Below are 20,685 nucleotides of genomic sequence, written 5' to 3' on the forward strand. Positions count from 1 at the left end.
CTCTCGCATGTCGAGACGGGGGGTGCAGCTCACCTTCGCCGGTGCCGCCGTCGTCATGGCCGCCCTGGTCGTGGCTGCGCTGGGCCGGCCGCTGTCGCTGCTCTCGCGCCCGACCGACACGCAGACGTTCACGCCCCTGCCCACGGTCACCTCGACGCCGTCGAGCCTCACGCTGCCGGCCACGACGTACACGACCAACCCGGCACCGTACGACCCATCGCCGGTGCTCATCACGCTCGTCCAGCTGATCCTCGTCGCCACCGGCCTGCTCGTCGCCTTCGCGCTGGTCCAGCTGGTCCGCTCGCTCCTGCGGCGACGCCCTCACCTCGAGCTGCACGAGGAGCCCGACTTCGCGATCCCCGTCGTGCCGGGCGAGCTGCTCGAGGCCGCCCGCGAGCGTCTGCGCGACCTCGAGTCCGGTGAGCCGCGCAACGCCATCGTCGCTGCGTGGCTCGGCCTCGAGACGTCCGCCGCTGCCACCGGCCTGCCCCGGTTGCCGGCCGAGACCTCGAGCGAGTACACCGAACGCGTCATCGGGGTCTGGCCCGTCGACTCCGAGCGGCTCGGCGACCTCGCGGCGCTCTACCGCGAGGCCCGCTTCTCCGTGCACGAGCTCGGCGAGGGTCACCGTGACCGCGCCGTCACCGACCTCCGGGTGCTCATCGCCGACCTCGAGCGCGTCGCCTCCCGCCAGGCCGCGGAGCGGGCCCAGCGGGAGGCCGAGCAGCAGGCCGCTGCCTCGTCGTCCCCGGGGAGGGAGCGGCCGTGAGCAGCCAACCGGACGGCACGCCTCCTCAGACCCGACGTGAGGCGCGCGAGGCGCGCGAGGCGCGCGAGGGCGTCCCGAAGACGAGCGTGCGGCCGCTCCCGCGCGGTGCGGTTCGCGGCGAGCAGACCGGGAGGCGGGCACTCGTCGCCGCGCTGCGCCCGTGGCGGCGGCGGATCGTCTGGCTGCTGCTGACCTGGGTGGCGCTGTCGGCCCTGACGGCCGCGCTCGGCCTGGCACCGGACGTGCCGGTGCTCCTCGCGATCGTCGTCGCCGTCGCGATGCTGGCCTGGCACCTGCTCGACCACACCGAGCCCCACGAGCTGACGCTCTGGCCCCTCGTCGACGGCGGCTTCGGCGGTCACTCGCGCGGCAACGACTTCCGGGTCACCAACCTCGCGGCGCGCCTCGAGGCCGCCGACCGCCGCAAGGAGGGCCGCGAGAGCGTCGTGCACGACGTGCACCTCCAGCTGCAGGTGCTCATCCGCGAGCGCCTCTACGCCAAGCACGGCATCGTCGCCGAGGAGGAGCCCCGGTGGGCGCAGGGCGTCACCCCGCCCGAGCTGTGGGACCTGCTCGTCGGCCTGCCGCCGCCCGACCTCTACCGCCCCCAGCGCCTCGACCCCATCCTCCGACGAATCGAGCAGTGGTAACGCATGACCGAGATGAACCTGACCCGGGTCAGTGAGCTGAGCAGCGCCGTCCTCGACGAGGTCGACCGCGCCGTGGTCGGCAAGCGCGAGGCGCTGCGGCTCGTGCTCTCGGGCATCCTCGCCGGTGGGCACGTGCTCATGGAGGACTTCCCGGGCCTGGGCAAGACGCTCGCCGCGCGCAGCTTCGCCCAGACCCTCGGGCTCGACTTCAAGCGGGCCCAGTTCACCCCGGACCTGCTGCCCGGCGACATCACCGGCTCGTTCGTCTACGACCAACGCGAGGGCGAGTTCGAGTTCCGGGCCGGTCCGCTCTTCGCCGGGATGCTCCTCGCCGACGAGATCAACCGCACCCCGCCGAAGACGCAGGCGGCGCTGCTCGAGGCGATGCAGGAGAAGCAGGTGACGGTCGAGGGTCGCACCTTCCAGCTGCCCCGCCCCTTCCACGTGCTCGCCACGGCGAACCCCGTCGAGTACGAAGGCACCTACCCGCTGCCCGAGGCCCAGCTCGACCGCTTCCTCATGCGCATCTCGTTCGGCTACCCGACCCTCGACGAGGAGTGGGAGATCCTGTCCAACCGCATGGCCCGGCAGCGCGAGGAGCAGACACTCGAGCCCGTCGTCGACCCGCAGACGCTCCTCGCGATGCAGGCCGCGGTCGAGGCGACCGTCGTCGACGAGTCGGTCGGGCGCTACTGCGTCGCGCTGACGGCGGCGAGCCGCACCCACAGCGACGTCCTCATGGGCGCCTCGCCGCGTGGCGCGCTCGGGCTGCTCCTCTGCGCCCGGGCGTATGCCGTCATCGACGGCCGCGACTACGTGACGCCCGAGGACGTCAAGGCGGTCGCGGTCCCGGTCCTCGCGCACCGGATCACGGTCAAGCCCGAGCTGTGGATGAGCAACGCCTCCGGCCACAGCATCGTCGAGAGCCTGCTGCGCACCGTCGCCACCCCGTCGGCCCGCGAGCACCTCGTGGCCGACCCGACGACGGGCGCCTGAGCGAGCATGCCGGAGTGGCGCCCCCAGCGGATGGTGACCCGACGCCTCGGCACGTGGGAGCCGACCGCTGCCCACCAGCGCGCCATCGTCCTCGGGGCTGCGGGCGCCATCGTCGCGGTCATCGGTCGGCGGGCCGACCTGCTCGTCATCGTCGCCCCGCTCGTCGTCGCCGCCCTGTGGGGTCACCTCGCGCGGCCCCGGAGCGAAGTCACCGGCACCGCCCGCCTCGGCGACACGACCTTCCGGGAGGGCTCGGTCACCGGCGTCCGGGTGACCATCGAGCCGTCCCCGCCCGAGGTCCACGGGATCGTGACGCTGGCCCAGGCCCCGTGGGTGGAGCGCAAGCCCTCGAGCGGTGTCGTCGAGCTCGAGGACGGCGCCGCCACCCTCGGCGTGCGGTCCACGCGCTGGGGACGGCGCCGCGTGGGCACCGTGGGCATCGCCCTCGTCAGCACGTGGGGAGCCTTCCGCGTCGGCCCGGTCGACCTGCCCGACCTCGCGTCGGCGACGCTGCCGGTGCCGGCGGCCTTCGACGCGAGCGCCCCGACGCCGCACCCTCGCGGCATCGTCGGGCTCAACCGCTCCAACCGGCCCGGCTCCGGCTCCGAGTTCAACACGATCCGCCGCTTCCACCCGGGCGACCGGCTCCGGCGCATCCACTGGCCCGTCTCGATGCGCACCGGCACGCTCCACGTCACCTCGACCTTCACCGACGAGGACGCCCACGTCTTCCTGCTCGTCGACTGCTTCAGCGACCTCGGGCCGCGGGAGGGCATCGACGGGCACCCGACGAGCCTCGACGTCACGGTCCGAGCGGCCGGCGCCATCAGCGAGCACTTCCTGCGCAGCAACGACCGCCTGACGCTGCGCACGGTCGGCGCGGCGGAGGTGCCGACGCTCGGCGTCGGGTCGGGCACCAACCACCTGCGCCGGGTGCTCGACACGCTCGCCGCGATCTCCCCCGCGACGGAGAACAGGGACACTGGTGACCGTGCCATCCGGGGCGTCGACCCGAACGCCCTGTGCCTCGTGCTCTCGCCGCTCATCGACCCGACGATGGTGGGGCTCGCGCACACCCTCGCCGCTCGCGGGATGACCGTGGTGGTCGTCGACACCTTCCCGGACCACCTCGTCACCGACACGACCGACGTCTACCAGTCGCTGGCCTGGCGCATGCGCCTGCTGTCGCGTGACTCCGAGGTCCATGCCCTGCGCCTGCGCGGCGTGCCCGTCGTGCCGTGGCGAGGTCCCGGCTCGCTGGACCAGGTGCTGCGCGACATCGCCCGGCGGGCGTCCGCGCCCCGGATGGCGAGGCGGTGACCGTGCCCGAGCCGCAGCCACAGCCCCAGCCACAGCCCCAGTCACCGCCACAGGCGACGAGGGCCAAGCCGGTCCGGGTCCGGCGCACCGTGCACTTCGGGGCCGGGCCGGAGTGGTCGCTCAGCCAGGTCGGAGCGACCCTGGCGGCAACGGGTGGCGTGGCCGTCTTCCTCGCGAGCCTGTTCCTGTCCACCGGAGGCTTCGACGCCATCTGGTGGGCGCTCGTCCTGCTGCCGCTGGTGACCATGACGTGGGCCGGCTCGGCGGCGCCGCTCGCCTACTGGGGACTGCTCCTCTTCGGCTGGTTCATCCTCACCCCCGCCGGCTCCTTCTCCTGGTGGTCGCTCCCCGCCGCCGCCGGCTGCGTCGTGGGCCACGCCGCCACCGCCCTGTCCGCCTCGGCTCCCCCGGCTGGCTCGTTCGCGGCTCCGACGGCGCGACGGTGGGTGCGTCACACCGCGATCGCCTTCGCTGCCGCCGTGCCCGTCGCCGTCCTGGCGGGGCTGCTGGCCGGGCGCTCCCTCGGACTCGTGCCCGCGGCATACGTCATCGGTCTGGGAGGCGTCGCTGTGGGTCTGTGGATGGTGCGCACGAGCCCGCCCGTCGGTCGCCCGTGAGCAGCCGGCGCGGCGACGACGGGCGAGACCGGGAAAGACGTTTGCCATTCGCCCGGACTCGACCTACGCTTCCGATGAAACGAAACAGTTTCGTTTCATCGGGGGTAGGAGCGGGTGAGCATGAGCACGACCGACACGGCCGGCAGCACGACGGACATCGCGGACACGGCGCACGCCAGCCGTCCGCGCGTCGCCGGTGACCGCGAGGTCGAGATCCTCGAGGCCGCGATCGACGTCCTGCGTGAGGCCGGCTACGACCGACTGACGTTCGACGCCGTCGCGAGCGCGGCGCGGGCGTCCAAGGCGACGCTCTACCGCCGGTGGCCCCACAAGCGCGACCTCGTCATCGACGCGGTCGGGCTGTTCATCGACTGCCCCGCCGAGCAGGACCCCGACACCGGGAGCCTGCGCGGCGACCTGCTCGCCCAGGCGTGCGCCGACGGCGGCCTCGACGACGAGGTCGTCATCGGCACGTGGGGGGCCCTGCTCCCCGTCATCCACCGCGAGCCCGAGCTGGCGAGCGGCATCCACGAGCGGTTCCTGGCCCCGAAGATCGAGGCCACCCGCACCATCTTCGAGCACGCCCGACAGCGCGGTGAGATCGGCGCCGACGCCGACCTCGACACCCTGCTGATGATCCTGCCGTCCCTGTCGATCCACGAGGCCTTGCTCTCGGGACACCTGCCGGGACCGCACCGCATCGCCGAGTTCGTGGACAGCGTCGTCCTCCCGGCCTGCGCCGCCACCCTCGCGTCCACGCCCAGCACCCGCTGAGCCCGACCGCGACGAGGCGTCACACCACCATTCCTGCCTGTCCTCGAGAGGAACACCCATGTCGTCGACCACGGTGGAGCAGGTGAACGAGCCCTCGGGCGAGTTCACCTCCCACGACACCCCGCCCAAGCGCCTCGGACTGGCGCTCTTCGTCATCTGCGCCGCGCAGCTCATGATCGTGCTCGACGGCACCATCGTGAACATCGCGCTCCCCCACATCGAGACCGACCTCGGCTTCAGCCAGGCCAACCTCCAGTGGGTCATCACGATCTACACCCTCGCCTTCGGTGGCGCGCTGCTGCTCGGCGGGCGTCTCGGTGACCTCTACGGCCGGCGCCGCATGTTCGTCTGGGGCATCGTGCTCTTCACGATCGCCTCGCTCGTCGCGGGCATCGCGCAGAACGAGACGATGATGCTGGCCGCGCGGGCGGTCCAGGGCCTCGGCGGCGCGCTCGCCGCGCCCAACGCGCTCGCCCTCATCACGACGACCTTCCCGGCCGGCAAGGAGCGCAACCGCGCGATGGGCGTCTTCGCCGCCATGTCCGGTGCCGGTGCCGCCATCGGCCTCATCCTCGGCGGCGCGCTGACCGAGATCGACTGGCGCTGGAACTTCTTCATCAACCTGCCCATCGGCATCGTCGTCGCGTTCCTCGCGCAGCGCATCCTCACCGAGTCCGAGGACGGCCGCGGCTCGCTCGACGTCCCCGGTGCGATCACCTCGATCGCCGGCCTGTCCACGCTCGTCTACGGTCTGACCCACGCTGCGAGCACCTCGTGGAGCGATGCCACGACGATCACCTACCTCGCCGTCGGCGTGGCCCTGCTCGTCGCGTTCGTCGTCATCGAGACCCGGGTCGCGCACCCGCTCCTGCCGATGCGCATCCCCGGCGACCGCACGCGCGGCACGTCCTACTTCGTCATGCTCATCGTCGGTGCGGGCATGTTCGCGATGTTCTACTTCCTCGGCATCTACATCCAGAGCATCCTCGGCTACTCGCCGCTCAAGACCGGTCTCGCGTTCCTGCCGTTCTCGGTCGGCATCGTCGTGGCCGCGCAGGTCGCGAGCTTCCTCATCGCCAAGGTCGACCCGCGCTGGATCTCCGGCGCCGGCGCCGGATTCGCGACGCTCGGCATGTGGGGCTTCACCCACCTGACCCCGCAGAGCACGTATGCCTCGGGCCTGCTCCCGTGGATCGTCGTCCTGGCGTTCGGGCTGGGCCTGATCTTCGTGCCGCTCACGCTGACGGCCGTGCACGGGGTGGCGCACGAGGACTCGTCGGTGGCCTCGGCGGTGCTCAACACGATGCAGCAGGTCGGTGGCACGCTCGGTCTCGCGACGCTGAGCACGATCTTCGTCAACAACCTCAACGACAAGGTCGCCGAGCTGACCGCGAAGATGCCGCAGGGCGGCCCGGCTCCCTCGAAGGAGCAGCTCGCCGCGGCCCAGAAGATGATCGCCGACGAGGCGTTCACCTACGGTGCCAGCCGGGCCTACCTCGTCGCGGCCATCATGATCGCGGTCGGCGGCGTCGTCACGCTCGTCGCGCTGCACGTGCGCCACCAGGAGCTCGCGACGGACGGAGCCGCCCCGGCCCACATGGGCTGATCCGCTCCAGCCCTACCGTCGAGAGGCCAGAGTTCGTGGCCTCGGGGTCACGTCGAGAGGCCACTGTTCGTGACGAACAGTGGCCTCTCGACGTGCGCAGGGCCGCAAAGAATGGCCTCTCGACGGTCCCAGGCTGGGGCCAGCGGGCTGGGGTGCCCGTCAGCGGGGGCGGCTGTCCCAGACGGCTGCCCACGGGACGTCCCAGCCGGCGACCGCGAGCCGGCGCTCGACGAAGGCATGCTGCGGCAGGTCGACGACGCGGCCGACCGAGGGCTCGTAGACGTCGAGCTCCTGCTCCCCCGTCGGCGGCAGGACGAGCACGACGTGCCGCGGCGACCACGCGTTGCCGACGTAGAGCAGGGCGGGACGGCCGGGACGCACCCGACGGCGCAGGTCGGCATACGTGTGACCGAGCCCCACCCGCCCCCGGTGGCGGAACCACGCGACGGCGTAGTCGGCGTCAGGGTCGGCCGCGCCGTGCTCGAGCTCGTGGAGGCCACCCCACGGCGGCGTGCCGAGGGCCCTCGGCCACGGCAGCTGCAGGCGTCCTCCCGCACCGAGCAGCGCATTGGTGCGCGAGGCGACGACCTGCTCGTAGGCGGCGAAGCGCTGCGCCTCGGTGCCTGCGTCGGGCACGTCGCCGTCGCGGGCGTCCTTGCGGATGCCGTCCCGGATCCACTGCGCGAACGCCGGGTTGGCCAGCATGCGGGCGACCGTGAGCGACGCCGAGCCGCACGTCGTGCTCGTCTGCTGCACGGGCGCGCTGTCGCCGGCGACGAGCCGGAAGGGAGCGACCACTGACCAGCCTCCGATCACCCGAGGGTGCCGCGATCACGCACTGCCGTCAGGCGGATTCCTTGCGTGGCCGCTTGGCACGGGGCTCGGCCTCACGGCGCACGATCGTCGGGTTGACGTTGTCGAGGACGACCTCGCGGGTCACGACGACGCGGGCGATCTCGTCGTCGCTCGGGACGTCGAACATCACGGGGAGGAGGACCTCCTCCATGATGGCGCGCAGCCCGCGGGCGCCGGTGCCGCGCAGCAGCGCCTGGTCGGCCACGGCGGCGATGGCGTCGTCGGTGAACTCGAGGTCGACGCCGTCGATCTCGAACATCTTCTGGTACTGCTTGACGAGCGCGTTGCGCGGCACCGTGAGGATGTTGACGAGCGCCTGCTGGTCGAGCGGCGCGAGCGTCGTCAGGACCGGAAGGCGGCCGATGAACTCGGGGATGAGACCGAACTTCAGCAGGTCCTCGGGCATGACGTCCTGGAAGCTGTCGCCGAGGTCCTTGGGGTTGTGCAGCGGCTGGCCGAAGCCAAGGCCCTTGCGACCCGAGCGCGACTCGATGATCTTCTCGAGGCCGGCGAAGGCGCCGCCGACGATGAAGAGCACGTTGGTCGTGTCGATCTGGATGAACTCCTGGTGCGGGTGCTTGCGGCCACCCTGCGGCGGGACCGACGCCGTCGTGCCCTCGAGGATCTTGAGCAGCGCCTGCTGCACGCCCTCGCCGGAGACGTCGCGGGTGATCGACGGGTTCTCGCTCTTGCGGGCGATCTTGTCGACCTCGTCGATGTAGATGATGCCCGTCTCGGCCTTCTTGACGTCGTAGTCGGCGGCCTGGATGAGCTTGAGGAGGATGTTCTCGACGTCCTCGCCGACGTAGCCGGCCTCGGTCAGGGCCGTCGCGTCCGCGATGGCGAACGGCACGTTGAGCATCTTGGCCAGCGTCTGTGCGAGGTAGGTCTTGCCCGAGCCGGTGGGCCCGATGAGCAGGATGTTGGACTTCGCGATGTCGATGTGGTCGTCGTCGCGCTTGACGCCCTCGCCGGCCTGGATGCGCTTGTAGTGGTTGTAGACGGCGACGGCGAGCGACTTCTTCGCGACGTCCTGGCCGATGACGTAGTTCTCCAGGAAGTCGAAGATCTCGCGCGGCTTCGGCAGGTGGTCGAGGCCCAGCTCGCTGCTCTCGGCGAGCTCCTCCTCGATGATCTCGTTGCAGAGGTCGATGCACTCGTCGCAGATGTACACACCGGGCCCGGCGATGAGCTTCTTGACCTGCTTCTGGCTCTTCCCGCAGAAAGAGCACTTGAGGAGGTCTCCGCCTTCTCCGATGCGTGCCACCGATTCGCTCCTGGTCCGTCGGCGCCGAACGCTGGGGTGCACCCGGCCGGCCCCGAAGGGGGCCGACTCCTATTAGACGACGGCGGGGGCCACCCCCGCTCGCGCAACGCCGTTTGTCCGCTGATGGCGGACAAACGACGAGGCTGTCACTTGAACGTCGTTCCACCCGAATCAGGCTGTGCCCCACGGTCTTCGCCGCCGTCGAGGCGACGGCGGCGACGCGTGAGCAGGCCCAGTCCCACGGCCAGCGCGAGCCCGCCGAACATCACGACGAGCAGCCCCACGAGGGCGATGACGAGCATCGTCGTCCCGGACATGCCACCTCCTGCGAGCGTCAGCCGGCCGTGAGATCCCGGACGATGGCGACGTACTGCTCCTCGGCCGCCTCGGGCGAGGTCCCCGACAGCTTGGCCCACGCGTCGTACTTGGCGCGGCCGACCGGGTTGGTGAAGCCGGGCCGCGAGCCGGTCGCATCCCCGGCCGTCGCCTGCTTGAACAGCCCGTAGAGACGCAGCTTCACCTCGTTGCCGGGGTCGGTCGTCAGGCCCTTGACCGCCTCGACCGCCTGCTCGAACTCCGCACCCGCCATGACAGCACCTCCACGCTCGACGTCCGGTTCACCAGCCATCCAAGCAGGTATGCCGAGGGCCGGGTCCCAGCGGAACCCGGCCCAGCGGCATACGTGCTCGACAGCGAGCGGGAGCTCAGCTCTCGAGCGAGGCCTTGCGCGAGGCGAGCACCTCGTCGATGAGGCCGTACTCCTTGGCGTCCTCGGCGGAGAGGATCTTGTCGCGCTCGATGTCGCTGCGGACCTGGTCGGACGTGCGGCCCGTGTGGTGCGCGAGGGTGTCCTCGAGCCACGTGCGCATGCGCAGCACCTCGTTGGCCTGGATCTCGATGTCCGAGGCCTGGCCGTAGTCGCCGCCCGAGAGCGCCGGCTGGTGGATGAGGATGCGGGCGTTCGGCAGGGCGAAGCGCTTGCCCGGCGCACCGGCGCCGAGGAGCACCGCGGCGGCCGAGGCGGCCTGGCCGATGACGAACGTCTGGATGTCGGGCCGGACGAACTGCATCGTGTCGTAGATCGCCGTCATGGCGGTGAACGAGCCACCCGGGCTGTTGATGTACATGAGGATGTCGCGGTCGGGGTCGAGCGACTCCAGCACGAGCAGCTGGGCGATGATGTCGTCGGCCGACGCGTCGTCGACCTGCACGCCGAGGAAGATGATGCGGTCCTCGAAGAGCTTGTTGTAGGGGTCGGAGCGCTTCATGCCGTAGGAGGTGCGCTCCTCGAACTGCGGCAGGATGTAGCGGCTCGACGGGGCGGGCACCGCGAGGCGGTTGGTGGGTTCGATGTTCATGCGTGTCTCCAAGTCCTGTTCAGGCCGCGGTCAGTTCTCGCCCTTGGCGTCGGCCTGGCCGACACCCTTGCCCTCGACCGCCTGGTCGGACCGGCTGAAGACGTGGTCGACGAAGCCGTACTCCTTGGCCTCCTCCGCGCTGAACCAGCGGTCGCGGTCGGAGTCCTTCTCGATCTGCTCGACGGTCTGGCCGGTGTGCTCGGCGATGAGCTGCGCCATCTGCTTCTTGACGTAGAGCATCTGCTCGGCCTGGATCTTGATGTCGGTGGCCGTGCCGCCGATGCCGCCCGAGGGCTGGTGCATCATGACGCGGGCGTGGGGCGTGGCGTAGCGCTTGCCCTTGGTGCCGGCCGACAGCAGGAACTGGCCCATCGAGGCGGCCATGCCCATCGCGACGGTGGCGACGTCGTTGGGGATCCAGTTCATCGTGTCGAAGATGGCCATGCCGGCAGAGATCGAGCCGCCGGGGCTGTTGATGTAGAGCCAGATGTCCTTCTCGGGGTCCTCGGCCGACAGCAGCAGCAGCTGCGCGGCGATGGCGTTCGCGTTGTCGTCGCGGACGTCGGACCCGAGGAAGATGATCCGCTCCTTGAGCAGGCGGTTGTAGATGTGGTCGTCCAGACCACCCGGCATGCCGTTGCCGTTGGCGGAGGTCTCCGAAATCACCATGTCTCCATCGTCGAAGTGGTCCAGCCTCTCGCCACGGGATGCGGCGCCGGCTGGCTCGTCACTGACCCTAACGCCCGACCCCTCGGGCAGATTTCCCGAACCGCGCCGTGTTCGCCGTGAGCGCACAAACCTGAGCCGGGCGGGCGCAACCACACGCACGGGCCCCACCGGTCGTATGCCGTCCGGCGGGGCCCGTGACCGTGTGCGGTCAGCTGTTCAGGCCGTTGTCCTGCCCGGAGTCGACCACGTCGGACTCGGCGCCGTTGGGCCGGTCAGAGACGTCGTCGAACGAGCCGTTGCCGCCGGCCTGCTCGAGCGAGCGGTCGCGCGGCTCGTCGACGGCGTTGCTGCCGTCGAGGTTGCCACGGTCTGCGTCGTCGCCCGAGCCCTGCGCCGCGGTGCTGTCGCGCTCGGGCGGGTTGGTGCCCTCGGGGTCGGTGCTGTTGATGTCGGTGTCGGCCATGCCGGCGCCCGACTCGTCGGTGCTGCTCATCTCAGGCTCCCTCGTCGAGGTGCGAGCCGCCGGACGGCGACCGTCGGTGACGTACCCCGAGCCTCACCCCCGGCAACCCCGGGTACGCGTGAGGCCGGCTCCCGAGCGGGAGCCGGCCTCACGGCATACTTTCTGTGCAGGTCAGGCGTCGGCCTTCTCGGCCTGCGTGTCGTCGGCGTCGGCCTCGACGGCCTCGACGGCCTCGTCAGCGGCGTCGGCCTCGTCACCCTCGGTGCCGGGCACGGCCTCGTTGAGGTCGATGACGTTGCCGGCGGTGTCCTTGACAGCGACCTTCTCGAGGACCGTGGCGAGCGCCTTGCGGCGGGCGACCTCGGCGACCATGGCGGGGATCTGACCCTCCTGGTCGAGCGACTGCGCGAACTGGTTGGGGTCCATGCCGTACTGCTGCGAGCTCATGACGAGGAACTCGATGAGCTCCTGCTGCTCGACCTTGACCTCTTCCTTCTCGGCGATCGCGTCGAGCACGAGCTGGGTCTTGAGGCCCTTGCGGGTGCTCTCGCCGACCTCGGCACGGTGCTCGTCGTCCTCGAGACGACCCTCGCCCTCGAGGTGGCTGTGCACCTCGGCCTCGACGATGCTCTCGGGGATCGGCACCTCGACCTTCTCGAGGATGGCCTCGAGGAGCTTGTCGCGGGCCGCGACGCCCTGGGCGAACTTCGCGTCGATCTCGGCCTTGGCCGTGAGGTCGGCCTTGAGCTCGTCGAGCGTGTCGAACTCCGAGGCCAGCTGGGCGAACTCGTCGTCGAGCTCGGGCAGCTCGCGCTCCTTGACCGCGGTGACGGTCACGGTGCAGTCGGCCTCCTGGCCCTCCTGGTCGCCGCCGGCGAGCGGGGCGGTGAAGCTCTTGGTCTCGTCGGCCGTCATGCCGATGAGCGCCTCGTCGAGGCCCTCGAGCATGTTCTTGCTGCCGACCTCGTAGGAGACGCCGGTCACCTCGTCGATCTGCTCGCCGTCGATCTCGGCGGACAGGTCGATGGAGACGAAGTCGCCGTCCTGGACGGCGCGGTCGACGCCCTTGAGGGTGCCGAAGCGGGCGCGGAGGTCGGTGAGACGCTGCTCGACGGCCTCGTCCTCGACCTTGGCCTCGTCGACGGTCAGCTCGATGTCGCTGAAGTCGGGCAGGTCGATCTCGGGGCGCTTGTCGACCTCGGCGGTGAAGACGAAGTCCTCGCCGTCGGTCGCGGGCACCTGGAGGTCGGTGATCTCGGGCTGGCCGAGCGGGCGGACCTCGTTCTCCTCGAGTGCCTGGCCGTAGAAGGTCGGCAGGGCGTTGTTGACGGCCTCCTCGAGGACGGCCGCGCGGCCGACGCGCTGCTCGATGATGCGGGCCGGCACCTTGCCCTTGCGGAAGCCGGGCACCTGGATGTGCTCACCGATGTGCTTGATGGCCGCATCGAGGCTCGGCTTGAGCTCCTCGAAAGGGACCTCGACGGTCATCTTGACCCGGGTCGGGCTGAGGGTCTCGAGCGCACTCTTCACTGCGGGTTACTCCATTGGGGTGGTGCCGACGTGGTCGTCGACGGTGAACGGACGGGCCAGCGCACCATGCTATAGGGCACGCGGCCGATGGCTAAATGCGCGGATCGTCCGCCGCACTCCCACGCCTATGCTCGGGACCCATGAGCACCCCTCCCGGACCGTTCGCCTCCCCCGAGAGTGCCGCCCTGCGCCCCATCCAGATGGTGTCGATCGCGGTCGGCATGGGGGCGCTGATGCTGAGCGCCGTGCGCATCATCGTCGACCCGTCGGCTCCCATGCCGTCGCCGTGGGCCGTGGGCATCGTGCTGGCCACGCTCGTCGCCTCGGCCACGCTGATCCGCTACGTCGGGTATGCCGTCCCGTCCCTCCCTCACGGCCTGCCGCGGGAGAACGCCGAGACCACGAGCCTGCGCTACTTCACCTCGACGACGACCCTGCGGACCGCGCTCGCGGAGGCTCCGGTCCTCGTCGCGTTCGCGTGCTCGTTCGCCTTCACCCCCCACTCGTGGCTGCCGCTGCTCATCGCGCTGCCGGGCGGTCTGGCGCTGTTCTGGGTGCACGGGTGGCCGTCCGCGCGAACGGCCGCGGCCGTCGAGGCCGGCCTCGAGGCCGACGGCGCCGAGAGCTGGCTGAGCGAGGCCCTCGGCTTCCGCTGAGCCCCGTCTATCGATGGCGTATGCCGGGTGGCCGGGTCAGTCGACCGTGCCGCCGCTGCGCCAGTACCGGCCGTCGGCCCGCTCGAGGAAGCCCTCCTCGACGAGGTAGCGCCGCAGGGCCGCGACATCGGGGTGGAAGGCGCGCAGCCGGTTGTTGACCTGGCTCTCGTCGTACCTCTCCCCCGGCTCGAACTCCTGCGCGAGCAGGTCGAGCACGACGAGGCGCTTGCGGATCTTGGTGGGGATGCTCGTCAGGGAGCCGTCGGGCGCGAGGAACGAGCGGAGGACGGCGTCGCGGTCTCGGAGGGCGTCCTGCAGGTCGGGGCGGAACATGCGGCCCACGCTAGGAAGTGGGCACGCCCGCGGGCAAAGGCTTTTGGAGCGGGCGACGAGAATCGAACTCGCGTGATCAGTTTGGAAGACTGAGGCTCTACCATTGAGCTACGCCCGCACGGCGCCGGCGGTGCCGGCGATCCGAGGTGCAAGCGTACTGGGTCGTGCACGGTCCGCCGAAATCGGGCCGATCCGGCGGCGGGGCCGGGGTCGCTCCCCACTCGTCCGCTACGATTCCGACGCCACGGGGTGTGGCGCAGCTTGGTAGCGCATTGCGTTTGGGACGCAAGGGCCGCAGGTTCAAATCCTGTCACCCCGACATCTCGCGGAGGCCGAGCTCGGAGCGACGAAGTCGCCCGAGCTCGGCCTCCGCTCGTGTCGGGGTGGACAGGATGCCGGGAGCCGGAGCGCACCGCCGCGAGGAACGAGCGACGGGACGCGACGGCGGCGTCCTGTCACCCGCGAGGCATCGAGCCGAAGGAGCCGCAACAGTCGCGGAGACCCACCGGCACCAGGTGCCGATCAGACTCCTCGACCGTTGGCCTCGCACTCACGGCAGCAGGTCGAGACGCAGCTCGTTGATCGTGCGGCCGACGGCAATTCCCTTGGCCTCGAAGCCGTCTCGCGGACGCCACTCCGGCCGGGCGACCCGACGCGCGTCGAACCGCGGGTGGGCGGCGACCTCGGCGAGGGCATGCTCGGCGTAGAAGTCCTGGTCGGTGGCGATGAGCACGTGGCCGCCGGGCTTCAGCACCCGAGCGAGCAGGTCGAGGTTGGCGGGGCTGACGAAGCGCCGTTTCGTGTGCTTCTGCTTGCGCCACGGGTCGGGGAAGAAGAGGTGCACGGCGTCGAAGGTGGCGTCCGGCACGCGCTCCTCCATGAAGAGCACGGCGTCGCCGATCTCGACCCTGAGGTTGGGCACGCCCGCCTCGTCGGCGTCGGCGAGCATGCGGGCGAGCCCGGGGGTGTGGACATCCATGGCCACGATGTCGTGCTCGGGGAAGGCCGCGGCATACGCGATCGCCGCGTGCCCGTGGCCGCACCCGATCTCGAGGACGACGGGGGCACGGCGCCCGAAGGCGGCCTCGGCGTCGAAGCTGCCCTCGGGCAGCGACCGGGCGGGCGCGAGGCGCTCGACGCGGTCCTTGGTCAGCGAGGACAGCCGGCCACGGCGCACGAAGGTGCGCACGCGCGCGGGCGTGACACCCGGGGGCAGGTCGGGCACGACGTGCTCCTTGCGCCGGTCGGTGCCGGCCTCGCGGGTGCTCGCTTCGGTGGGGTGCTCACTCACGCAGGCATCGTAGTGACGCCGGGCGCTGTCCCGAAGTTCGCTGCGGCCCGGCCCCTCCCGGCCGACGACGGGAGGGCTACGTTGGAAGGCGCACGAGGGCCACGGAGCGGCCCTCGACGACCGAGAGGCAAGCCATGGGCGTCTTCGACAACATGAAGGACAAGGTCGGCGACCTCGTCGACCAGCACGGCGACCAGGTAGGCGACGGCGTCGACAAGGCCGGCGACTTCGTCGACGAGAAGACGGGCGGCCAGTACGCCGACAAGGTCGACCAGGGTCAGGAGGGCCTGAAGAACGGGCTCGACGGGCTCGACGGCCAGGACGACGACATCCGCTGACGCAGACACCGACGTGGAGGAGGGTGGCGGCCGGACGGCCGTCACCCTCTTCGCGTCAGGTGCGCCAGATGGTCACGACGGCACGGTCGTCGCCCAGACCGGCCGCGGCCTGGTCGCAGAGGCGCTGGGCGAGGCCCTCGAAGCCGGTGCGGATGAACGACTCGGCCCGCCCGAGCATGCGGTCGATGCCGTCGACGAGCGCCTTGTCGCGGGCCTCGATGACCCCGTCGCTGTAGAGCACGAGGGCGTCGCCGCGGCGGATCGTGCCGGTCTCGCGGGGGTACTCGGCCTGTTCGATGACCCCGAGCAGCGGCCCGCGGCCGCCCGAGAGCATCCGCCACCGGCCCGAGCCGGCGGCGAACTGCGCGGCAGCCGGATGGCCGGCGTACCCGATGGTGAAGTCGCCGGTCTCGAGGTTGACGGCGACGTGGACCGCGGTGGCGAAGCCCTCGGGCCAGCGCAGCCGCAGCAGGTGGTTGTTGGCGGACTGGAGGAAGCCGCCCTCGCTCATCTCGCCGAGCAGCCCACCGAGCGCGCCGGAGAGCAGCAGCGACCGGGTGCCGGCGTCGCGGCCCTTGCCGGAGACGTCGACGAGTGCGATCTCGAGGGTGACGCCGTCGGTCGAGCGGCTCGCGACGACGAAGTCGCCGGCGAAGCCGTCGCCGTAGGCTGACTCGAGCGCGACCTCGGCGCCCCACTGGCGCGGGAGGGGAGGCAGCTCGCCCTGCGCGCGGAGTCGGTCACGCATGTCGACGAGCATCGACTCGCCGCTCACCCCGACGACGCCCACTTGGGCGCGCGCGTGCGAGAGCCACAGCATGAGCATCATCGTGGCCACCGTGACGACCTGCGCCCCGGTGGTCGTCGACTTCTGCTCACCGAGGTAGGCCCCGAGGATGGCCATGGCGAGGAAGAGCCCGATGTAGACGACGAGCAGCAGCCGGGGCTCGAGGAAGAGTCCCGCGAGCACGACGATGAAGCCGTACACGCCCCACGGCACGCGGTCGGGCCAGATCGCCACGGCGACCGTCGCGGCGACGCTGAGCGCGAGGAACGCGCCGACGAGCACCCACGGGGCACGGCTCAACCACGGACCCAGCAGCCGGAGGCGCCGGATGGGGCCGGCAGCATACCGGGAGCGCCGAGAGACGACGCTCTCGTTGTGGGCCACGTGCCTCCCTAGCGATGGAGGGGGACGGTGGACGGCATGCGGTCAGCGCACGTCCGATTCCGGCAAAGCCGGCAAGTCCCCCGTGTTCTCGTACGCGGAAACCATACCCAGACGGCGGCTGTGCCGGGCCTCATCGGTGAACTTCGTCGCGACGAAGGTGTCGACGATCTCCTTGGCCACGTCCTCCGCGGTGAAGCGCGCTCCGATGGAGACGACCTGGGCGTCGTTGTGCTCGCGCGCCAGGCTCGCCAGCTCGGTGCTGTAGGCGAGGGCCGCGCGGATCCCGGCGACCTTGTTGGCGGCGATCTGCTCGCCGTTGCCCGAGCCGCCGAGCACGACCCCGAGGGAGCCCGGCTCGGCCGCGACCGCCTCGGCCGCGCGAAGCACGAAGACCGGGTAGTCGTCCTGGGCGTCGTAGCCGAACGGGCCGTGGTCGACGACGTCGTGGCCGGCCTCGCGCAGGTGCGTCAGGAGCGTCTGGTGGAGGTCGTATGCCGCGTGGTCGCCGCCGATGTGGATGCGCATGTCCGTCCTTGGGTGCGTCGAAGGTGGTGCCGGGATTGGTGCGGAGTTGGTGCGAGGAGCTGCGGAGGGGAAGGGCCGCCTCAGCTGAAGATGGGGCCCTCGGTGCGGCTGCGCTTCAGCTCGTAGAAGCCGGGCGTGCCGGCGACGAGGACGCAGCCGTCCCACAGGCGGGCGGCGGCCTCTCCCTTGGGGGCCGGGGTCACCACGGGGCCGAAGAAGGCGACACCGTCCACGGCGATGATCGGCGTGCCGACGTCGGTGCCGACGAGGCTGATGCCGCGCTTGTGGCTGCGGTGCAGGGCTGCGTCGAACTTCTTGTGGTGGGCGTCCTTGGCGAGCGCCGCGGGCAGGCCGACCTCCTCGAGGGACTCGCGGATGACCTGGTCGAAGTCGTTCATCCTGCGCAGATGGATCCGGGTGCCCATGGCGTCGTAGAGCGGCTTGACGACGGAGTCACCGTGGGCCTCGGCGGCGGCGATGATGACGCGCACCGGTCCCCAGGCCTCGTCCATGCGCGCCCGGTAGGCGGCGTCGAGGTCGTGTCGGTGCTCGTTGAGGACGGCGAGGCTCATGACCGACCACGTGACGTCGATCTCGCGGAGCGTCTCGACCTCCATGAGCCAGCGGGACGTCATCCACGCCCACGGACACATCGGGTCGAACCACATCTCCACAGGGGTGCGGCTCGTGCTGGGGCTGTCGTTCACATCGGCCATGCGGCCCATCATGGCACTGCCCGCCGCGGCCCCATTGCGGTGGTGGACCGGTCGGGGTTCCGTGCGAGGATGGCCCGCGACGACGCCGTCCGACCGACGCTCCGTCGTGCCCACAGCACCCTTCCCAGGAGGTCCCTACGTGCCCGGCAAGAACCTGACCCGCGACGAGGCGGCGAGCCGCGCCGACATCCTGCGCGTCGACTCCTACGACGTCCGTCTCGACCTCACGACGGGTCCGGAGAACTTCCACACCGTCACCACGGTCACGTTCACCTGCTCCGAGCCCGGCGCCGACTCGTTCATCGACCTCATCGCCGACTCCGTCGAGAAGGTGACGCTCAACGGCGTCGACCTCGACCCGGCCGAGGTCTTCGCCGACTCGCGGATCGCCCTGCCGGGCCTGGCCGCCGAGAACGAGCTGACCGTCGACGCGACCGGCCGCTACACCAACACCGGCGAGGGGCTGCACCGCTTCGTCGACCCGGTCGACAACGAGGTCTACCTCTACACGCAGTTCGAGGTCCCGGACTCCCGGCGCATGTACGCCGTGTTCGAGCAGCCCGACCTCAAGGCGTCCTTCCGCTTCACCGTGACCGCGCCCGCGCACTGGAAGGTCATCAGCAACTCCCCCACGCCGACCCCGGAGGCCGCCGGCGTGGCGGACGGCGTCGAGCGCGCGACGTGGTCGTTCGAGCCGACGAAGCGCATCTCCTCCTACATCACAGCGCTCATCGCCGGGCCCTACGACGAGGTCCGCGACGAGGTCTCGACCCGCAAGGGCGTCGTGCCGCTCGGTGTCTTCTGCCGCAAGTCGCTGACGCAGTACCTCGACGCCGACAACATCTTCGACTGCACCAAGAAGGGCTTCGCGTTCTTCGAGGAGGAGTTCGACCAGCCGTACCCCTTCGAGAAGTACGACCAGATCTTCACGCCCGAGTACAACATGGGCGCGATGGAGAACGCCGGGGCCGTGACCTTCGTCGAGGTCTACGTCTTCCGCTCCAAGGTGTCCGAGGCGAAGATCGAGCGCCGGGCCCTGACGATCCTGCACGAGCTGGCCCACATGTGGTTCGGCAACCTCGTGACGATGAAGTGGTGGGACGACCTCTGGCTCAACGAGTCGTTCGCCGAGTGGGCATCGACGACGTGCCAGGCCGAGGCCACCGAGTGGACGAGCGCCTGGACGACGTTCGGCACGTCCGAGAAGGCGTGGGCCTACACCCAGGACCAGCTCTCCTCGACCCACCCGATCGCCGCCGACATGCGCCACCTCGAGGACGTCGAGGTCAACTTCGACGGCATCACGTACGCCAAGGGCGCGTCCGTGCTCAAGCAGCTCGTGGCATACGTCGGCCGTGAGCCGTTCGTGGCCGCGCTGCGCGAGTACTTCCGCAAGCACGCGTGGGGCAACACCACCCTCTCCGACCTGCTGGGTGAGCTCGAGAAGGCCTCGGGCCGCGAGCTGACCGAGTGGAGCAAGCTGTGGCTCGAGACGGCCGGCGTCAACACCCTGCGCCCGGTCTTCGAGGTCGATTCCGACGGTCGCTACAGCTCGTTCGCGATCACGCAGACCGCGACCGAGGAGTACCCGACGCTCCGTCCCCACCGCATCGGCGTCGGGCGGTATGCCGTCCGGTCGGGCGACGCGGGCGATGTGCTCGAGCGCACCGGCTACGACGAGGTCGACATCGCCGGCGAGCGCACCGACCTCGCCGAGCTCGTCGGCCAGGAGCAGCCTGACCTGCTGCTGCTCAACGACGACGACCTCGCCTACGGTAAGATCCGCCTCGACGAGCGCTCGCTCGCGACGGCGCTCTCGCTGCCCCGTGGTTTCCAGGACTCGCTCCCCCGCTCGCTCGTGCTCGGCGCGACGTGGGACATGACCCGGGACGGCGAGATGCCGGCCCGCGACTTCGTGCGCTTCGTGCTCGAGTCGATGCCCGGCGAGACCGACTCGACGCTGCTGCGCGTCCTCCTCAGCCAGGTGTCGACGGCGGCCCGGCTCTACACCGCTCCGGAGCACCGCGCCGAGGTGTCGGGCCTGCTGACGTCCTCGCTGCGCTCCCTGGCCGAGACGGCCGAGGCCGGCAGCGACGCCCAGTTCCAGCTCGTCGAGGCGTGGGCCGCGGCGACGTCCGACCCGGCGGACGAGGCGCGTTTGCGGGCGCTGCTCACCGGCGCCGAGTCGCTGCCGGGCCTGACCGTCGACACCGAGCTGCGCTGGACCTTCATCAAGGCCCTCGCCGCCCTCGGGGTCGCCGACGAGGTCGAGATCGCCACCGAGCTCGACCGCGACCCGACGGCCACGGGCAAGGAGCGGGCCGCCGAGGCCCTCGCCGCCCGCCCCACCGCCGAGGCCAAGGCCGACGCGTGGGCCAAGGCGGTCGAGCGCAACGACCTGTCCAACCAGATGGTCGAGGCCGTCAGCGCCGGCTTCCGCCGCAGCTCGGACCTCTCGCTGCTCGAGCCCTACGTGGAGAAGTACCACGCGATGCTCGTCGACGCGTGGGCGCAGCGCAGCGTCGCCATCGGTGAGCGTGTCGTCGGCGGCTTCTACCCGTTCTCGCTCGCGAGCCAGGAGCTCAAGGACGCCTCCGACGCGTGGCTCGCTGCCAACCCGGACGCGGCCCCCGGCCTGGTGCGCACCGTCGCCGAGAACCGCGACACCATCGCGCGGGCCCTCGTCGCCCAGGAGCGCGACCGCCGCGCCTGAGCGCTTCCGTGCGGGGCCGTCCGATCCGGGCGGCCCCGCACGGCCACTCCGGCCGACCCCCCCCCCCC

At 70.9% G+C, this 20,685-nt stretch carries 23 protein-coding genes and 2 tRNA genes; 11 read left to right on the forward strand and 14 right to left on the reverse strand.

The window, feature by feature from the left end; genetic code table 11:
• Positions 1-7: 7 nt before the first annotated feature.
• From IEY30_RS16300 to IEY30_RS16330, 7 genes are all read left to right on the forward strand, one after another.
• The gene (locus IEY30_RS16300) at positions 8-769 is read left to right on the forward strand and encodes a DUF4129 domain-containing protein (RefSeq protein ID WP_081920562.1); all 762 of its coding nucleotides are present in this window, start codon (positions 8-10) and stop codon (positions 767-769) included.
• Positions 766-1,419 carry a hypothetical protein gene (locus IEY30_RS16305; protein WP_030200321.1) on the forward strand — a complete coding sequence of 218 codons (654 nt, stop codon included), beginning with the start codon at positions 766-768 and terminating at the stop codon, positions 1,417-1,419. The genes IEY30_RS16300 and IEY30_RS16305 overlap by 4 nt, the downstream gene beginning before the upstream one ends.
• Before the next feature lie 3 nt (positions 1,420-1,422).
• Positions 1,423-2,415 (forward strand): AAA family ATPase, encoded by a 993-nt coding sequence (locus tag IEY30_RS16310; protein WP_030200326.1) that lies wholly within the window; start codon positions 1,423-1,425, stop codon positions 2,413-2,415.
• 6 nt (positions 2,416-2,421) lie between these two features.
• Positions 2,422-3,735, forward strand: coding sequence for a DUF58 domain-containing protein (locus IEY30_RS16315; RefSeq protein WP_030200330.1), 1,314 nt, complete (start codon positions 2,422-2,424; stop codon positions 3,733-3,735).
• A gap of 2 nt (positions 3,736-3,737) precedes the next feature.
• Positions 3,738-4,352 (forward strand): hypothetical protein, encoded by a 615-nt coding sequence (locus IEY30_RS16320; RefSeq protein ID WP_052358713.1) that lies wholly within the window; start codon positions 3,738-3,740, stop codon positions 4,350-4,352.
• Between the two features lie 120 nt (positions 4,353-4,472).
• Positions 4,473-5,126: a TetR/AcrR family transcriptional regulator gene (locus IEY30_RS16325; protein ID WP_030200337.1), complete on the forward strand. Its 654-nt coding sequence runs from the start codon at positions 4,473-4,475 to the stop codon at positions 5,124-5,126.
• Positions 5,127-5,184: 58 nt separating this feature from the next.
• Positions 5,185-6,732 carry an MFS transporter gene (locus IEY30_RS16330; RefSeq protein WP_030200341.1) on the forward strand — a complete coding sequence of 516 codons (1,548 nt, stop codon included), beginning with the start codon at positions 5,185-5,187 and terminating at the stop codon, positions 6,730-6,732.
• Between the two features lie 159 nt (positions 6,733-6,891).
• Here IEY30_RS16330 and IEY30_RS16335 read toward each other — a convergent pair whose 3' ends face one another.
• From IEY30_RS16335 to tig, 8 genes are all read right to left on the reverse strand, one after another.
• Entirely contained in the window at positions 6,892-7,530 is a 639-nt protein-coding gene (locus IEY30_RS16335; protein WP_030200344.1) for a hypothetical protein, read from the reverse strand.
• A gap of 46 nt (positions 7,531-7,576) precedes the next feature.
• Positions 7,577-8,854, reverse strand: a complete 1,278-nt coding sequence (clpX, locus tag IEY30_RS16340) for an ATP-dependent Clp protease ATP-binding subunit ClpX (RefSeq protein ID WP_030200347.1) — start codon at positions 8,852-8,854, stop codon at positions 7,577-7,579.
• A gap of 146 nt (positions 8,855-9,000) precedes the next feature.
• Positions 9,001-9,171, reverse strand: a complete 171-nt coding sequence (locus IEY30_RS16345) for a hypothetical protein (RefSeq protein WP_156035384.1) — start codon at positions 9,169-9,171, stop codon at positions 9,001-9,003.
• A 17-nt stretch (positions 9,172-9,188) separates the two neighbouring features.
• Positions 9,189-9,482, reverse strand: coding sequence for an acyl-CoA-binding protein (locus IEY30_RS16350; RefSeq protein WP_229675048.1), 294 nt, complete (start codon positions 9,480-9,482; stop codon positions 9,189-9,191).
• A gap of 76 nt (positions 9,483-9,558) precedes the next feature.
• The gene (locus IEY30_RS16355) at positions 9,559-10,212 is read right to left on the reverse strand and encodes an ATP-dependent Clp protease proteolytic subunit (protein ID WP_030200354.1); all 654 of its coding nucleotides are present in this window, start codon (positions 10,210-10,212) and stop codon (positions 9,559-9,561) included.
• Between the two features lie 30 nt (positions 10,213-10,242).
• Complete coding sequence (locus IEY30_RS16360) at positions 10,243-10,881, reverse strand: ATP-dependent Clp protease proteolytic subunit (RefSeq protein ID WP_052358687.1); 639 nt, start codon at positions 10,879-10,881, stop codon at positions 10,243-10,245.
• A gap of 208 nt (positions 10,882-11,089) precedes the next feature.
• Positions 11,090-11,374, reverse strand: coding sequence for a hypothetical protein (locus IEY30_RS16365; RefSeq protein ID WP_030200365.1), 285 nt, complete (start codon positions 11,372-11,374; stop codon positions 11,090-11,092).
• A gap of 141 nt (positions 11,375-11,515) precedes the next feature.
• The gene (gene tig, locus IEY30_RS16370) at positions 11,516-12,874 is read right to left on the reverse strand and encodes a trigger factor (RefSeq protein WP_030200367.1); all 1,359 of its coding nucleotides are present in this window, start codon (positions 12,872-12,874) and stop codon (positions 11,516-11,518) included.
• Positions 12,875-13,014: 140 nt separating this feature from the next.
• On the opposite strand from tig, the gene IEY30_RS16375 reads away from it, so the two are divergent.
• Positions 13,015-13,530, forward strand: a complete 516-nt coding sequence (locus IEY30_RS16375) for a hypothetical protein (RefSeq protein ID WP_030200369.1) — start codon at positions 13,015-13,017, stop codon at positions 13,528-13,530.
• Between the two features lie 36 nt (positions 13,531-13,566).
• Here IEY30_RS16375 and IEY30_RS16380 read toward each other — a convergent pair whose 3' ends face one another.
• A complete protein-coding gene (locus IEY30_RS16380; RefSeq protein WP_030200371.1) occupies positions 13,567-13,863 on the reverse strand; it encodes a DUF2087 domain-containing protein in 297 nt (98 codons plus the stop codon).
• A 44-nt stretch (positions 13,864-13,907) separates the two neighbouring features.
• Positions 13,908-13,981, reverse strand: a tRNA-Gly gene (locus tag IEY30_RS16385).
• Positions 13,982-14,108: 127 nt separating this feature from the next.
• Between IEY30_RS16385 and IEY30_RS16390 the strand changes: the two genes are divergently transcribed.
• Positions 14,109-14,182: transfer RNA gene (locus tag IEY30_RS16390), tRNA-Pro, on the forward strand.
• Positions 14,183-14,413: 231 nt separating this feature from the next.
• Here the strand turns inward: IEY30_RS16390 and trmB are convergent.
• Positions 14,414-15,154, reverse strand: a complete 741-nt coding sequence (gene trmB, locus IEY30_RS16395; RefSeq protein WP_030200373.1) for a tRNA (guanosine(46)-N7)-methyltransferase TrmB — start codon at positions 15,152-15,154, stop codon at positions 14,414-14,416.
• Between the two features lie 134 nt (positions 15,155-15,288).
• Here trmB and IEY30_RS16400 point away from each other — a divergent pair, with 134 nt between their 5' ends.
• The gene (locus IEY30_RS16400; protein ID WP_030200376.1) at positions 15,289-15,492 is read left to right on the forward strand and encodes an antitoxin; all 204 of its coding nucleotides are present in this window, start codon (positions 15,289-15,291) and stop codon (positions 15,490-15,492) included.
• Positions 15,493-15,547: 55 nt separating this feature from the next.
• Here the strand turns inward: IEY30_RS16400 and IEY30_RS16405 are convergent, their stop codons facing one another.
• The 3 genes from IEY30_RS16405 to IEY30_RS16415 form a co-directional block, all read right to left on the reverse strand.
• A complete protein-coding gene (locus IEY30_RS16405; RefSeq protein WP_229675049.1) occupies positions 15,548-16,579 on the reverse strand; it encodes a PP2C family protein-serine/threonine phosphatase in 1,032 nt (343 codons plus the stop codon).
• A gap of 126 nt (positions 16,580-16,705) precedes the next feature.
• Complete coding sequence (locus tag IEY30_RS16410) at positions 16,706-17,188, reverse strand: ribose-5-phosphate isomerase (protein WP_030200381.1); 483 nt, start codon at positions 17,186-17,188, stop codon at positions 16,706-16,708.
• 80 nt (positions 17,189-17,268) lie between these two features.
• The gene (locus IEY30_RS16415; RefSeq protein WP_030200384.1) at positions 17,269-17,904 is read right to left on the reverse strand and encodes a mycothiol-dependent nitroreductase Rv2466c family protein; all 636 of its coding nucleotides are present in this window, start codon (positions 17,902-17,904) and stop codon (positions 17,269-17,271) included.
• Positions 17,905-18,043: 139 nt separating this feature from the next.
• Here IEY30_RS16415 and pepN point away from each other — a divergent pair, with 139 nt between their 5' ends.
• Positions 18,044-20,617 (forward strand): aminopeptidase N, encoded by a 2,574-nt coding sequence (gene pepN, locus IEY30_RS16420; protein ID WP_030200388.1) that lies wholly within the window; start codon positions 18,044-18,046, stop codon positions 20,615-20,617.
• Positions 20,618-20,685: the final 68 nt, after the last annotated feature.

The sequence above is a fragment of the Terrabacter tumescens genome, assembly GCF_014646815.1.
Classification (GTDB): Bacteria; Actinomycetota; Actinomycetes; order Actinomycetales; family Dermatophilaceae; genus Terrabacter; species Terrabacter tumescens.